The sequence below is a fragment of the Labrys sp. 22185 genome (assembly GCF_052045555.1).
Lineage (GTDB): Bacteria > Pseudomonadota > Alphaproteobacteria > Rhizobiales > Labraceae > Labrys > Labrys neptuniae.
Genome location: NZ_JBQEPH010000030.1, coordinates 18,160 through 33,335, shown reverse-complemented (window position 1 = coordinate 33,335; position 15,176 = coordinate 18,160). Strand labels below are relative to the sequence as shown.

General features: G+C 61.6%; 14 protein-coding genes. 6 read left to right on the top strand and 8 right to left on the bottom strand.

What is annotated here, in order from left to right:
* Positions 1-70: 70 nt before the first annotated feature.
* Complete coding sequence (locus ACTJKX_RS31635) at positions 71-316, bottom strand: DUF982 domain-containing protein (RefSeq protein ID WP_311939482.1); 246 nt, start codon at positions 314-316, stop codon at positions 71-73.
* A gap of 118 nt (positions 317-434) precedes the next feature.
* Here ACTJKX_RS31635 and ACTJKX_RS31630 point away from each other — a divergent pair, with 118 nt between their 5' ends.
* The 3 genes from ACTJKX_RS31630 (at position 435) to ligD (ending at position 4,207) form a co-directional block, all read left to right on the top strand.
* Positions 435-626, top strand: a complete 192-nt coding sequence (locus ACTJKX_RS31630; RefSeq protein WP_311939479.1) for a hypothetical protein — start codon at positions 435-437, stop codon at positions 624-626.
* Positions 627-783: 157 nt separating this feature from the next.
* Positions 784-1,668, top strand: coding sequence for a non-homologous end joining protein Ku (ku, locus tag ACTJKX_RS31625; protein ID WP_440727694.1), 885 nt, complete (start codon positions 784-786; stop codon positions 1,666-1,668).
* A 1-nt stretch (position 1,669) separates the two neighbouring features.
* Positions 1,670-4,207, top strand: coding sequence for a DNA ligase D (gene ligD, locus ACTJKX_RS31620; RefSeq protein WP_440727693.1), 2,538 nt, complete (start codon positions 1,670-1,672; stop codon positions 4,205-4,207).
* Between the two features lie 26 nt (positions 4,208-4,233).
* Here the strand turns inward: ligD and ku (ACTJKX_RS31615) are convergent, their stop codons facing one another.
* Positions 4,234-5,025 carry a non-homologous end joining protein Ku gene (gene ku, locus ACTJKX_RS31615; protein ID WP_440727692.1) on the bottom strand — a complete coding sequence of 264 codons (792 nt, stop codon included), beginning with the start codon at positions 5,023-5,025 and terminating at the stop codon, positions 4,234-4,236.
* Between the two features lie 81 nt (positions 5,026-5,106).
* Positions 5,107-5,466, bottom strand: a complete 360-nt coding sequence (locus ACTJKX_RS31610) for an avidin/streptavidin family protein (RefSeq protein ID WP_311939468.1) — start codon at positions 5,464-5,466, stop codon at positions 5,107-5,109.
* A gap of 143 nt (positions 5,467-5,609) precedes the next feature.
* On the opposite strand from ACTJKX_RS31610, the gene ACTJKX_RS31605 reads away from it, so the two are divergent.
* The 3 genes from ACTJKX_RS31605 to ACTJKX_RS31595 all read left to right on the top strand — a co-directional run bounded on the left by ACTJKX_RS31605 (position 5,610) and on the right by ACTJKX_RS31595 (position 9,819).
* Positions 5,610-5,978, top strand: coding sequence for a DUF2171 domain-containing protein (locus ACTJKX_RS31605; protein WP_440727691.1), 369 nt, complete (start codon positions 5,610-5,612; stop codon positions 5,976-5,978).
* Between the two features lie 267 nt (positions 5,979-6,245).
* A complete protein-coding gene (locus ACTJKX_RS31600; RefSeq protein WP_440727690.1) occupies positions 6,246-6,908 on the top strand; it encodes a hypothetical protein in 663 nt (220 codons plus the stop codon).
* Positions 6,909-7,533: 625 nt separating this feature from the next.
* The gene (locus ACTJKX_RS31595; protein WP_440727689.1) at positions 7,534-9,819 is read left to right on the top strand and encodes a hypothetical protein; all 2,286 of its coding nucleotides are present in this window, start codon (positions 7,534-7,536) and stop codon (positions 9,817-9,819) included.
* A 124-nt stretch (positions 9,820-9,943) separates the two neighbouring features.
* Here ACTJKX_RS31595 and ACTJKX_RS31590 read toward each other — a convergent pair whose 3' ends face one another.
* The 5 genes from ACTJKX_RS31590 to ACTJKX_RS31570 form a co-directional block, all read right to left on the bottom strand.
* A complete protein-coding gene (locus ACTJKX_RS31590) occupies positions 9,944-10,672 on the bottom strand; it encodes an SDR family oxidoreductase (RefSeq protein ID WP_394315042.1) in 729 nt (242 codons plus the stop codon).
* 75 nt (positions 10,673-10,747) lie between these two features.
* Entirely contained in the window at positions 10,748-11,836 is a 1,089-nt protein-coding gene (locus ACTJKX_RS31585; protein WP_440727688.1) for an ABC transporter ATP-binding protein, read from the bottom strand.
* A gap of 3 nt (positions 11,837-11,839) precedes the next feature.
* On the bottom strand, positions 11,840-12,676 hold the full coding sequence (locus ACTJKX_RS31580; RefSeq protein WP_440727687.1) for a carbohydrate ABC transporter permease: 837 nt from the start codon (positions 12,674-12,676) through the stop codon (positions 11,840-11,842).
* A complete protein-coding gene (locus tag ACTJKX_RS31575; RefSeq protein WP_440727686.1) occupies positions 12,673-13,611 on the bottom strand; it encodes a carbohydrate ABC transporter permease in 939 nt (312 codons plus the stop codon). The genes ACTJKX_RS31580 and ACTJKX_RS31575 overlap by 4 nt, the downstream gene beginning before the upstream one ends.
* A 64-nt stretch (positions 13,612-13,675) precedes the next feature.
* Positions 13,676-14,959, bottom strand: a complete 1,284-nt coding sequence (locus ACTJKX_RS31570) for an ABC transporter substrate-binding protein (protein WP_311939446.1) — start codon at positions 14,957-14,959, stop codon at positions 13,676-13,678.
* Positions 14,960-15,176: the final 217 nt, after the last annotated feature.

Here is a 15,176-nt window from a genome sequence, read left to right as displayed (position 1 = left end):
CGATATTGCTTGCCGAGCAGGGGCGCTGTTCCTGACGAGAGGCTAGGAGGCCGCGAAATGAGGCCTCCCCTCAAGGCACGACGTCGATTTCGGCTTCCTTGCAGGCCTCGAGAAAGGCGGCCCTTGCATCGTCGGGGCCTCCGATGCCTGCCAGAACATCCAGGCAGGTACGCTGTGCTTCGATGAACTTCGGCCCGATATCGGCAGGCCAGTCGTTCTGCAGATAGTAGGAGGCCTCTTCAGTCGACGTCAGGATTCTGACCGCTCCTTCCTCGGTTCCAAACTGAACCGGGCGGCTCCAGGGCTGGGTGTCCATATCATATCTCCTGCTCAACAACCCGAGCGGGATCGGAAGGTTCCGGCATGGCCGGAACAGGAACGTATCGCCAGGAAAGAAGTTGGGAGCGCAGGGAGATCGAAAGAAGGAGGCTGACATGACCCCCACGGTCGAAAAGGACAATGTCCAGCCGGCACCGCCCGATGGGCGGGAAACGCAGAACATCACGACCGATACCGTCCGGCAGGGGCCTGCGGGATGGCGGGTTCTCTACGTCCTGATCCTGGGAATGGGCGGTGCGGCACTGGCCTGTTTCGTTGCCTACATGATCTGGACATATGTCCGATAGGCAGGTCCCTTGGCTTGTCGCAGGGGTTGCCTTTGGCGATGATGCCGACATCGATGGCCTGCCGGAACAATAGCGCCGACGCCCGGTTTGAGAAACGGTCGCGGGCACCGGCTCAGAGCTTCTCGCGACGTTCAGCGTCGAGCCCGGAGGCGGATCCATGGCACCACGAGCGAATTGGAAGGGGTTCTTGAAAATCGCCGAGGTCACGTGTCCGGTTGCGCTCTATACGGCCGCATCGGCTTCCGATCGCATCGTGTTCCACACGCTCAACCGTGCAACCGGCCACCGCGTCCATCGCATCTTCATCGATGGCGAGACCGGCAAGACCGTGCCCCGGGAGGAACAGGTCAAGGGCTATGAGACCGCGCCTGGGGACTATGTGGTGCTGGAGCCCGAGGAAGTCGCCTCGGCCGTCCCGGAAAGCGACAAGACGCTCGCCGTCGAGGCCTTCATCCGATGCCGGGAGATCGATGATGTCTATTTCGACAATCCCTATTATCTTGCGCCCGCCAATAGCGAGGCTACGGAAGTCTATGCCGTGATCCGCGACGGCATGAGGGACAGCCAGGTCGCGGCGCTGGCCCGAACCGTGTTGTTTCGGCGGGTTCGGACGGTGTTGATCCGGGCGCAGGGACCAGGCCTGACCGCGACCACGCTCAATTTCGACTATGAGGTGCGTGCGGCCGAAGAGGTCTTCGACGAGGTGCCGGACCTCGCCATCAAAGGCGAGATGCTGGATCTGGCCGAGCATATCATCCGAACCAAGTCCGGCCGGTTCGATCCATCGAAATTCGAGGATCGCTATGAAGAGGCTCTCGCCGACCTGGTCAAGGCCAAGATCGAGGGAAAACCGGTTCCGATCCGCAAGGAGCCCGTGCGCGAGAAGGTGGTCGATCTGATGGCCGTGTTGCGGGAGAGCGCCGGGCTGGCTGGAGGTAAAGCGGCGCAGCGCTCCTCGCCGCCGGCCAAGGCTGTACGCAAGACAGCCGCGCGCAAGACGCGTGCGGGCAAGATCCGTACCGCCCGGCGCAAGGCGAGCTGACATGAGTGCGCTCGAACCCTATCACCACAAACGCGATTTCAAGGTGACGCCCGAGCCGGAGGGGCGCGCCGGACGCAGGCGCGGCAACAGCTTCGTGATCCAGAAGCACGATGCCAGGCGGCTGCATTATGATTTTCGGCTCGAAATGGACGGCGTGCTCAAGAGCTGGGCGGTGACCCGGGGTCCTAGCCTTGACCCCGGCGAAAAGCGCCTTGCCGTGCATGTCGAGGACCATCCGCTCGACTATGGAGATTTCGAGGGAACCATCCCCAAGGGGGAATATGGCGGCGGCACGGTGATCGTCTGGGATCGCGGGACCTGGCAGCCGATCGGGGATGCGCATCGGGGCTATGACAAGGGGCATCTCGAATTCGAGCTGAAGGGCGAGAAACTTGCCGGCCTCTGGCATCTGATCCGCATGCGCGGCAGGCCGCGCGAAAAGCGCGAGAACTGGCTGTTGATCAAGGGCGATGACGAGGCCGCTCGCCCGCCGGACGCTCCCGACATCCTCGAGGAGCGGCCGGAATCGGTAAAGACGGGCCGCCAGGTTGCAGAGGTCGCTGGCGAAGAGCCGGGCTGGTCGTCGAGGACCGGCAGGATCGCGCCCAAACGCAGGCGAGCTCAGCCATTGGAGGAGCGACAGGAGCCTGGCGCCGTCTCCGATCCGGCCTCGATCAAGGGTGCCAGGAAGGCGCCGATGCCGGATTTCGTCGAGCCGACGCTCGCGACGCTGGTCGCCAAGGCGCCGGCAGGTTCCGATTGGATCCACGAGATCAAATTCGATGGCTACCGCCTCCAGGCGCGCATCGAGGCAAAGCGAGTGAAGCTGCTGACCCGCAGCGGGCTCGATTGGACCGAAAGGTTCGGCGAGCCGGTACGGGCGGCGTTGCAGGCCTTGCCGGCAAGCTCGGCACTCCTCGACGGCGAGCTGGTGGTCGAGGCGGGTACGGGCGCTTCGGATTTTTCCACCCTTCAGGCGGATCTGAGCGAAGGCCGTTCCGACCGCTTTGTCTATTACGGCTTCGATCTGCTGTATCTCGACGGCTATGATCTCAGGGCCCTGCCGCTCATCCGGCGCAAGGCGCTCCTGCAGCAATTGCTGGCTCAGTCCGCAAAGGAACTCCGCTTTTCCGATCATTTCGAGGAAAGCGGTGCCATGGTTCTGCGCCATGCCTGCCGGCTGAGCCTCGAAGGCGTCGTCTCCAAGCTTCGCTCCGCCCCCTACCAGTCTGGGCGAGGCCGGAGCTGGGTGAAGTCCAAATGCTCGGCGCGCCAGGAATTCGTGGTTGGTGGCTACGTGCCGTCCTCCACGTCCCGAACGGCGATCGGTTCGCTCGTCCTTGGCGTCTATCAGGGCGACGAGTTGGAGCCGGTCGGCCGCGTCGGCACCGGTTTCACCCGTTCGGTTGCCGAAGACCTGTTCCGGCGGCTGGAGGGCATGCGTATCAAGCAAAGCCCGTTCGGCCGGCCGCTCACGGCCGAGGAAGGCCGGCAGGTACGCTTCACGCGTCCAGACTTGGTGGCCGAGGTGGAATTCCGGGCCTGGACGGCCGATCGTCATCTGCGCCATGCTGCCTTTCGCGGTCTTCGTGAGGACAAGCCGGCAAGAGAGGTCGTCAGGGAGACCAGAAAAAAGGCAGGAACCATGGCTGCAGCACCGCGCCGTACCGTGAAGCTCACCCATCCGGACCGACTCTATTGGCCCCAGCAAGGCGTGACGAAGGAAGGACTTGCCGATTATTACGCCGAGGTGTGGCGCGTCATGGCGCCCTTCGTCGTCGGCCGGCCGCTTGCCTTGCTGCGCTGCCCCGATGGCATCGAAGGACCGCGCTTCTTCCAGAAGCATGCCTGGAAGGGGGTGAACGAACATATCCTTCAAGTGAGCGATCCCAAGGACCGGAATGGCGAGCCCCTGATCGCAATCGAAGATCTCGATGGCCTGGTCGGCCTGGTCCAGGCGGCCGTCCTGGAGATCCACCCCTGGGGATCGACGCTCGCCGACTGGGAGCGGCCCGACATGATCACCATGGATCTCGATCCGGGTGATGATGTCGCCTGGAGCGAGGTGATCGCGGCGGCCGAACAGGTGAAGGAACGCCTGGAACAAGCCGGGCTTGCCGCCTTCGTGAAGACATCGGGCGGCAAGGGGCTGCATGTGGTCGCTCCCCTGAAGCCGAAAGCCGGTTGGCCGAAGGTCAAGGCCTTTGCCAAGGCCCTTGCCGACGCCATGGCCGCCGACAGTCCGGATCGTTTCGTCTCGACCATCACCAAGGCCAAGCGCCATGGCAAGATCCTGATCGATTATCTGCGCAACCAGCGTGGCGCCACGGCGGTTGCACCCTATTCGACACGGGCGCGGCCCGGCGCCGCCGTCTCCATGCCGATTGCCTGGGAGGAACTGGCGCCGGCGATAGGCCCTGCCTATTTCACGGTGACGAACACGCCGACGCGGCTATCGGCACTTGCTGCCGATCCCTGGGCGCGTTTCCGCGAGGCGGCCGTGCCACTCGAGGCCCGCGCGGCGCGCAAGGCTGCCTGAGCAGGCGAGCGCCGTACCTGCTGGAATCAGCGCCGCGCCTCGCGCGCCAGGCTCTTGCGCAGGGCATCCATGATACTGACGACCTTGCCGGGCTGCTCGCTCTTGCGCGCGGCCGCCGACCGACGCCGTCCTTTCTTCTTGGCGGCGATAATCTCGAGAAGGCGCTCCTGCACCGGGTCGCGAACCATGTCCCGGTTCCAGTGTTTGGTACGCCCGTCGATCAGTTTTTGCATGAGCTGCATCGTGGGGCGATCAGGGCTGAGATCGCCGAGATCACCGAAATAGGCGCGGGGATCACGAACCTCATCGCCGAAACGCAGGGTCCACACGACGATGCCCTTGCCGCGGGGCTCCAGCATCACCGCGCGTTCGCGCCGATACATCACCAGGCGGGCGATGCCGACCGTCTTCGTGGTGGTCATGGCGTCGCGAATGACCGCGAAAGCCTCCTCGCCGACGGGATCGTCGGGCGTGAGATAATGCGGCTTGTCGAGCCAGATCCATTCGATGTCGTCATGCGGGGTGAACAGATCGATGTCGATGGTGCGGGTGCTCTCCAGGGCGACGGCTTCGATCTCGTCCTCCTCGAGCATGACATAATCGTCCTCGCCGCGCTGATAGCCCTTGATCTCGTCCTCCTCGTCGACGCGCTTGCCGGTGACCGCATCGACATATTGGCTGACGATGCGATTGCCGGTTGCCCGGTTGAGCGTATGGAAACGGACCTTCTCGCTTTCCGAGGTCGCCGGTGTCAGCGCCACAGGGCAGGTGACCAGCGAGAGCTTGAGGTAACCTTTCCAGAACGGACGAGAAGCCATGGGGTTTTCTCCTGGAGGCGGGCACTTTCATGCCAGGGCGCCTTTTTTTGCACTCTGTCGCGACCGGTCTTCACCTCGGGTTCATCCGGCCTCCCGAACGAAGGTGTCGGCATTCGTCGTCACCGCATGCGGCCAGGGGCGCTCGGTGATGCGGGCGTCCGGATCGAGCCGGCCGGCGGAGATGACGTGCCAGACCGTGTGGAGGCGGTCGTCCCGCAACAATCCGCTATAGGAACACAGCAGGTCCCCGCCAGCGGTCGACGCCGTAAAGGCAAAGCTGATGCACTGTCCCAGATGAATGCCGCAGACCGCGATTTCGGTGCCGTAGAAACCGCTATCGAGGAGTGCCGTCTTGAAAGTACCGATGATCCGGCCTTCTGCATCTTCGGTCACGGTGAGGATCGAGCCATACTGATTTTTCCATTTGCCTATCCAGCCCATGCCATCCTCCATATTGGCCCTTCCGCCGCTGCCGGCGCAGTCCCGCGGGGAGAGGGGGAGTCGTGGCGGCGGGATGGCGTGCGTTCGGGACGCATGCGAAAAACCTCTTCTGAAGGAGAACGAGCCTGGACAAGGATTGTTTCATGCTGCGGCCCGGCAGCCGGCAGAAGCCAGTTGGTCTGGGTTTCGACGGGCCAGCCGATGTCGCCTCTGCGCGATGCTCGAGGAACTTCGCATCTGCCTGGTGGTTAGGTGCTCGTTTTCAACGCGAGCGGCACCCCATGATGGATATCCGAGAAAATATGGAAGTCGTCGATGCCAATGACCAACATGTCGGTATCGTCGAAAAAGTGGAAGGCACCCGGATCAAGTTGAGCAGCCATGACATGCTGGATCCCCGGAAGCCCTTTCTCGACATGTCTCAAGTCTCCACCGTCGAGGGCAACCAGGTGAAGTTGCGGCAGAAAGTGTCGGCTGTTTCGACGCGAGCTTTCCTGTCTTCCGAAGGATAGGCGCTCCAAGGACCGATGACATCAAGCGAAGACCTTTTGCTTTCAGCGAGCCACGGGAAGTCGCTAGGACTTCCCGTGGCATTTCAGTGCCCCTGCCGGGGCATGATGATGCGGTTTCTCCTCGTGGCGGCGGAGATGTTCTCAATTCTTCGTCAGCGACGTATCATTCGGGGGTGTATCAGGTGCGGTGCTTGGACTTGAAATCGCCCTGGCGGGAACATAGGAGCCGGCTGATGCCGAGCATGCGAATGTCACAGGGCGCTTGACATGGGCATGACGCCTCGCCCGCGAACCACTGGCTTGCGGCAATTCCTCGAGCTTGAGCAGCAGCGCGAATGGATAAAGGGCAAGATCGATTTACCGGACATAGCCGATCGCTCGGAGTCCCTGGAGCATCGGTTCAAATATGCCGCTCGATTTGCAAAGCTGCTTTGCCGTCCCCAGGCAAAGGAAGTGCTGGAGATTCTACAGCTATACGGCCCAAACTGTATTCCGATCCTGCGCCAGACCGAGCGTTACTACTGGTCGGTTTCCTGTCTGCCGTCGACCTCGGATAAACCGCTGATACGCGTCAATGCGAGCTGGATGGAGCTTTTTACACTCTATGCCCAGGGTGAGGATGTCCGCGCCAGGTTCATCGTGCATCTTTCGGATTTCACCAAAGATCGTTCTGCCACGCCGAGCCAGCTGGACGAACCCTTTCTCGAGCAAAGCGTCGCGGCGCCGGAGGACGTCAGTTATTTCTTCCCGCGCGGTGCGGACATGTTCGGCATCAATGTGCGCGGCTCCGTCTCGGTACGCCAGTTCCTCGCGAGCGGCCGCGTCTTGCGTGCCATTCGGACCTTCAACCTGACGCATATGAACCGGGGTCGGAACGCCTACCAGGCGAGCCATTGCTACAGCGTGGCGGACTACATGCTGGCAGATTGAGAGGCTGTCAAAGGCGTGCCGGCCCGGCGAACGCCGCAGCGCCGCCGATCGAGAAGTCGAAATCACAACGAGAGTACGTTTATGCTTGGCCGTTTTGCTCGAACGATGACGCCAAGCTCGCCCGGTTTGCACCCTCATGTCGGTTGGGACGGTCGGAATAGCCATCATCCTGACAGCAGACATATCAGAACATGGGTCGATGAGAGGGAAGTGTCTGCAGACCTGGCTCCGCTTCTTGGACGTGTCGGACATCGGTATCGAGTTTGCCGTCCCTGTCCTTGCTTATGGGATCTTGTGGAAAAATCTGGGGTACAATCCCAGTTTTCGCGTCATTTCACCGATTGAAGAACTTATTATCTTTAGTAATTTGCAGCGATAAATCTGAATTTCGATGCAATCATACCCCTTTGGGTAATAGTAATCTGAAGATTTATTGGGGATGTTGTTGTTCATCCACCGCGACGCAGCGTGTGGAATTTGTCAGCGGCCGGCACAACCATGCCCGGTCCTGACCTTCCAATAATCAGTCGACAGCCGCCGGGGGCATTGAGGTGACTCCGTTGGACGGTGCGGTGCGGCAAATTTTCGCCCACTCAACCTCCCTCCCGGCCATAAGGAGCAAGAAATGGGCTACGTTCCTGTGATAGTCGGCGACCAGGTCGAGGTCTCCGGCGGCAATATTCCGGTCGGGACCACCCTGACCGCAGGTCAATGGGTCATCAGCACAGCCAATACCTATCTGCTGACCATGCAGACGGACGGCAATCTCGTGCTGTACCAGGTGATCGGCACGCCTCCCGAGAGCGGCGGGAGCTTTACCGGCTTCGCGCTGTGGTGGACCGGCACCGATGCCAATGGCGGCAAGACCTTCTCCGTCCAGACGGACGGCAACCTGGTCGTCTATGACGGCAACGGGTCCCCCGTCTGGTCTTCCGGCACGGTCGGCGAGCCGGCGGCCAATTTGACCGTGCAGAATGACGGCAACCTGGTGCTCTACTCCGCCCAGCTCGCGGTGCTATGGGCAACCTATACGAACGACAGCCAGGTCTGGCCCAAGTCGAACTGGAGCTACATCCAGTACAGCCTGTCCGAGCAAGGGCAGGCGCCCCTGGTCCTCACCGCAGGCAGCGGCGGCCTGACGCTCACCCCGCCGCAGACGGCAGCGCCTTCGCAGATGTGGCAGCTCACCCCGGACGGGCGCTTGCTCAGCGGCCTGCTGAGAGGCCAGGTGCTGACCTTGCAGACAGCCAGCGACGGCTCGGCCAGCCTGGCCCTCGCCGCCCAGACCATGCCCCCGGCGGGTGCGCAGATCTGGGTCCTCAGCAGCACACTGGAGGCCGTGGCCATCACCGCCTTGGATGCGGCTCTGGCCCTCGGTGTTGCCGGCGACGGCATCTCCGTGCAACCGCAATCGCTCACCGGTGCGCAGGCGCAACAATGGTTCGTGATGCCGGCCAATCCACTGCAGGCGATCATCGCGCTGCCCCCGGCAAACCCGTCCTTTCCGGTTTTCACGACGGAGCAGCAACAAGTCTATGCCGAGATCAACCAGCGGCTGAACCTCGCGCCTTCGACCTTGCGCGAGCAGTACACCAATTTGAATGCTGCCATCGGCAGCTATCAAACCAGCGTACTCGGGATGAAATTCGACTCCTTCCAGCCTGACGTCTGGAAGCCCGTCGTCGAGCAGCTCAATCGTGAGATGACCGCCGTCATTGTCGTGCACAACCTGTTCAACAATTATAGCACCTTCCACAACGCCCTCTTCGCGGACCAGAGCGACCTGCTGTCCGAACTCATTGCCCTGGCCGGTTTCGAGACCGGGGACGATCAGACCACGGGGGTCTGGGGCGTCATCATCAACATCCTCTCCTCGATCGTGTACACCGTACTTTCGGCGGACCCGGCGACCGCGGTGGCGGCCAATATCATCCAAAGCGCGGTGAATGTTGCCGTGGCCGCGAGCGATGTCAGTACGCAAAGCATTACCGCAAGTCCGTTCCAGGTCACTGCCGCCCAGCTTGCGGGCCAGCTCAGCGATTCCCTTGAGGCCCTTCTGACGACCGTCGGGGATATGGCAACGACGATCCTCACCGATTGGACCAAGCTCCAGGCGGCAGCCAAATTGGGCATATCGTTTGCCCCCAATGGGCTGGCGTGGCCGCCTCTTACCACCGCGGAACTCGTCAAGCAGGCCAAGCCGAGCTACGTCGCCTCGGTGATGCAGATGCTGTTGCAGGCCAAATTCCGCATCTATCAATACTCAACCAGCAATGGGAGCGGATCGGGCTTTGCCGGCCAATATGGCGATGCTCCGAGCTACGGCAAATACGCATCGTCCCAGCCCGATGGAAGCAGTGTTTGCTATTGGATTGCCGACGCGAACGACTATGGCACCTATCCGTCCAGCCAGGCCATGGATGTCATCTGGGGCGCAGGTGTTCCGCAAAATGACTTCTTCGCCGGCAATAATGGCTGGGGGCTGCCTAAGGCCGTCTATGAACCGGCTGGCGCTCCTCCTTTCGACATTCTGGCGGTCGCGATCACCAATCTCACGCCCAACATGCTGACGATCGCGGCGGACTGCACGGAAGGCTCGCTGCTCTCGCCGGCCAACACCGTACTGGCGCCTTACAGTACCGTGTTGCTGCTGGGACAGTGCCTTAGCAATATCAAGGGGCAGGCGATCACCTTCACGCTCTATGACCCGTCCGCCGGCCCGACCGCAGGCGATCTGATCGCCCAGTTTTCGACGCATCAGCATCCTGGCGGGATCGTTGTCGGCGATGTCTGGGCCGATGGCCAGATCGAGGCTGGCAACTACACCCTGACCTCGCCGGTCTGCTACACGGGTTCCATCGGCCAGGGTTATTCCGGTTCCGTGCAGATTGCGGTGGCCCGGACCTGCTGACGGCACCATCCGGCAAAGCCGGTGGTGGAATTCGATGAGTGCGGGGGCAGTGTCACGTTGGCAAGACTTTGACGTGGCAACAGCGTGGCTGGCCCTCGCGCTCATTTGTACGATCTGTTCCAGCCTATCTGCAGGTGTAGCCGCCGTCGATGGGAAGCGAGACGCCGGTGATCATCGATGCCGCATCGCTCAGCAGGAACACGATGGGGGCGGCAATCTCATCCTCCGTCGCCCAACGCCCCAGCGGCATATTCTTCAGGAAGGGCTCGGCGACGTGGGGCTGGCTCCAATGTCCCGATGATATCGGCGTCATGACCACGGTCGGGTTCACGCTGTTGACGCGAATATTGTATTTGCCGAGCTCAAGCGCCGAGACCCGCGTGATGTTGTCGAGCGCGGCTTTGGACGAGCCATAGGAGATGTGACCGTCCAGGGCCACAAGGGCGGCCTGGCTGGAAACGTTGACGATCGCGCCGCCCTTGCCAAGCCGGACCATCGACTGGGTCGCATATTTGGTGACGATCAGAGCCCCGCGGGCGTTGATGCTGATCACCTTGTCAAAAATCGCGATATCGCTGTCCATCGGGGTGGCGATTTCTCCGCCAAAGCCGCCGCAATTGACGACGCCCCACAGGTCGAGCCCTTCCAGTGCGTTGCGGATCTCCTCTTCGGATGCTAGGTCGAACGCCAGCGTGCTGCAGCCTGTTTCCTTCGCGATGGCATCCAGCGCACTGTGCGAACGTCCGCTCGCGATGACCTTGGCGTTGGCCTTGACGAGATGGCGCACGGTGGCGCCTCCGATGCCGCCACTGCCGCCCGTGACCAGGATGGTGCGCCCGTTGAAGTCGGTCATTTGTCGTCTCCTTTGCAAGTCCTTGTGGTGTCCGAGGCATCTGCGCGGCGTCGCCGGCGGCACGAAGCCGGTTCGTCAGTTCGTCTGTGAAACGCGCAGGCCTTCCGCGTTGAACAAATGGCAGGCTTGCCGAGGGAAGGACAAAGCAACCTGATCCCCCGCCCGGGCGCGGCGGCCCGCGCTGTCGCGGATCACCAGGGATTCGTCGTTGCAGCGCAGATGAATGAAGGTGTCGCTGCCCAACATCTCGACCATGTGGGCCTGGCCGACGTAATCGGCAGGCCCCCCGTCGAGGGAATAGGTCACATGCTCCGGCCTGATGCCCAAGGTTACCTGGTCTCCGGGCTTCAAGCCCGTGGCCGGGAAGACGCGCACATGGGCCCCGATTTCCAACCCAATGGATATGTGTCCGTCGTCGAGGGTTTCGACCTTGCCTTTCAGCAGGTTCATGGCAGGTGAGCCGATGAAACCCGCGACGAAGAGATTGGCTGGCTTCTCATAGAGCTCCAGCGGTGGGCCCACCTGTTCGATGCGGCCGGCATTCATCACCACGATGCGGTCAGCCAAAGTCATGGCCTCGACCTGGTCATGGGTGACGTAGATCATGGTGGATGCGAGTTCTGCCTTGAGCCGGGCGATCTCGAGCCGCATGCCGACACGCAACGCCGCATCGAGGTTCGACAGAGGCTCGTCCAGGAGGAAGAGCTTGGGCTTGCGCGTAATTGCGCGCCCTATCGCCACGCGCTGGCGTTGGCCGCCCGAGAGCTCCCGTGGCCTGCGGCGAAGATAGGTGGACAGGCGCAGTTTATCCGCCACCTTGCCGACCCGGTCCGAGATTTCGCTGCGCGGTGTGCGGGCGATTTCCAACCCGAAGCCGATGTTCCGCCTGACATCCATGTGCGGGTAGAGCGCATAGGACTGGAAGACCATCGCCACGCCGCGCTCCGTCGGCTCGGCCGCACTCATATCGGCGCCGTCGATGAGGATCCGGCCCGAGGAGATCGGCTCGAGCCCGGCGATGATCCGCAACAGGGTTGACTTCCCGCAACCCGAGGGCCCGACGAGCACGCAGAACTCCCCATCGGGTATGGTCAGCGAAAGTTCCGGTATGACCGAGTAGTTTCCGAACCGCTTGGTGATGTTGTCGATCGATAGCGTGGCCATGCCTCAGCCTTTCACCGCGCCAGCCAGCAGACCTCGGACAAAGGCTCGCTGTACCAGCACGTAGAGGAAGATCAGGGGGAGCGCGATCAGGGTGAGGATCGCGAACAAGGCGCCCGGATTGGCCATGTAGAGGCCGGAATACTGCATCGGAACGATGGTGAGCGTTTTCATCTCGGCCTTGGTCAGGACGATCAGGGCCAGGAAGAATTCGTTCCAGGTCACGATGAATTGCCAGATGGTCACGAAGACCAGGGCCGGGCGCACCAGTGGCAGGGCCACGTGCCAATAGGTCTGCCAGGGGGTGCACCCGTCGACGCGCGCCGCTTCGAAGAGTTCCTGCGGCGAGTCCTCCATGAAGGCCTTGAGGATCACCATGGCAAAGGGCACGCCAAGCGCGGCATAGGGCATGATCAGGCCGATATAGGTGTTGATCCAGCCGAAATTCTTCAAAAGGATTGCAAGGGGCAGAACCAGCGAGGCGAGGGGCACCATCAGCGTGGTCAAAAGGGCAGTATAGATGAAGATGGTCCCTCTCAGGCGCAGTACCGCGCAGGCGAACGCAAAAAGCGAAGAGATCGCCACCACGATCGCCACGGTCGCAACCGTGACGATGAGGCTGTTCAGGAAGATCCTGCTGAGAGGATTGTCCCGGATCACCGTCACGAAATTGTCGAAGGTGACGGGCCAGGTGACGAGAGAGGGGGCGAAGGCCTGGGCAGGCGTCCGCAGCCCGATCGAGAGCATGTAGATCTGTGGAACCATCCAGAGCGCCAGCACGATGAACAGCACGAGGTGGATGACAAACGAGCGGACCTGGTTGCGCGTGAGGCTGTTCATCATCCCTCCTTCTGCGCAGGCGTGAGGCGGGCGCCGAGGAGAACGATCTGGATCAGCGAAAGCGCCAGGGCGAGCAGCAGGACGATAACCGAGAGCGCCGCTCCACCTCCGCTATCGTTGAGGATGAAGCTTTGCTTGAAAATGTAGGTGCCGAATACTTCGCTGGCGTGGTTGGGACCGCCGCCGGTCATCAGATGGACGATCGGGAAGGTCTGCAGCGTACCGATGATTCCGAGCAACAACAGCGACTTGGTCGCCGGCGCGAGCATCGGTATCACGACATTCACGGCTAGGCGCCAGCCGCTGGCGCCGTCGATACGGGCCGCATCGAGGATTTCGCTCGGCATGTTCGCAATGCCGGCGATGTACATCAGCATCGAAAACCCGGTCCACTGCCAGATATTCACGATGATGAGGGCATAGATCGCGGTCTTGGCATCGCCGATGGGCGAGGTCGACATCACGATCCCCACATGCTTCAGATATTCCTGGGCGATGCCATAATAGGGAGCGTAGATCTGGACCCAGACGAGGCTGACGACGGAAACCGATGTCACCACGGGCAGGAAGAACATCGTGCGGAAAAAGCCGCGCAATCGATTTGTATGGCGTTCGATGAAATAGGCGAGCAGGCCGCCGATCAGCATCTGCACCGGGATGGTGATCACGGCCCAGAGCGTCATGTTGCGGACGACCACCCAGAATGTCGGGTCGCGCAGGACGCCGATGTAGTTTGCCGACAGGCTCAGCGAAGGCACGCCAGCCGCATCCTTGGTATAGAAACTCTGGCCCAGAACCCAGAGGATCGGATAGGCGATGAAGACGACGAACAACGCCACTGCCGGGATCACGAAGCCGTAGAGACCCAGAGCCCTCCTCGAGGAGAAGGATTTCGTCGTCGCGATCGCATGTCCAGCCATCCCGGTTCCTACTGCCATGTCTTCTTCTCCGGGAAGGACCGGGTGCACCGCACCCGGTCCTCTGGGCTTCTCACGTGCCGGGTTACTTGCCGAGCGCCTTGTCCGTCGCAGCCTGCACGGAGGCCAATGCCGCCTCCGGCTGCACACTGCCATCCGCAACGCCGGCGAGCGCATTGTCCAACGCCTCGGCGACGGCGGGCGAAGCGAAACGCTGGTTCTCGGCCTTTGGCAGATCGGCCATGAACCGAGCCGACATCTGCTTGACGTGATCGGTGATGTCGCCCTTGGGTTCGTGCCCCTCGAAAGCCGGCAGGTCGTTGAGGTCGTTCAACGCCTGCTGCAGGCCGACGCCATTGGTCAGCTCGGAGAGGAAGGTCCAGGCCTCTGGATTCTTCGCGCCGTTCTTTGTCAGGCCATAGCCGATATCGATGCCCCCGATCGGCGGGCTTGCAGAGCCGCCATCCTTGACAGGCGGGAGATAGAAATAGTCGAAGCCATCCATGTTCTGGACATATTCGGAAAGCGGCGGCGGAAACTTGCTTTCCTGCATCCACCACGAGCCGAGTGCCATCATGCCGACGCGACCCTGCGCGAATAGCTGGGCACCGGTGGGATAGGCATGCGCGCCCAGGGCCCCCTGCTGGAAGATGCCGTCGTCGAACAGGCCCTTCCAGGCCTTCATCGCAGAGACCAGTTCCGGTGCCGACCAGGGGGCCTGGCCGGCCTGGGCCTTGTCGACGATCCCTGGCGAGAACTGATTGGCAAGCATCAGGAAAACGTTCTCGTTCTGCCAACCATCGGCAGCCCCCTGGAACATCGGGATGTAGCCGCCATCGGTGAGAGCCTTCGACGCTGCCTTCAGATCGGCATATGTCTTGGGCACAGCGATCTTCAGCTTTTCAAAGAGCTTTCTGTTGTACCAAACGCAAAGAACCTGTGATTCCTGAGGGACAATATAGGTATTGCTGTCTCCCGCCGGATTGCCCATCTGCATCTGCTTGCGATTGACGGCGAAGACCTTGTCCTTCCAGTCCTTGCCCCACGTCTTTGCCGCGAGCTCGTCGACCGGGGCAAGATTGTCGCGATATTGCTGGGTCAGGGAACCCGGCTGCAGGCCAATGACGTCAGGCAGGCTGTTGGAGGCAGCCGCCGCCTTGAGCGCCGTTATGTATTCCGGCGAGTAATTATAGTAGGTATAGGTTACCTTGACGCCCGGATGCGCCTTCTCGAAGGCGTCGATGGACTTTTGCATGGTGCTCTGGATGAACCAGGACCACACCGTGACTTCCTTTTGTTGCGCAAACGCCGACACGGTCGACAAGGCAAGCACAAGCATGCTTGTGCCAAGAAATGCTCTGCGTCGCATAACGTCTCCTCCTCCTGGATATTTTTATATTTATGGTGCGCACGCTCTGCGCTGTATTTGCGCGTAAACCTCCCTCGCTATGGTTGCATCAAGACAAGGGAACGAAGGCGTTGCAGTGTCGATGGCTGGCCGATCCATCGGCGTCGCGGCTCGTAGCGTCGGTCAAGGCCAGTGTCATATGCAGCCGTGCCGACATCACTGCTCTTGTCGCAGCCAG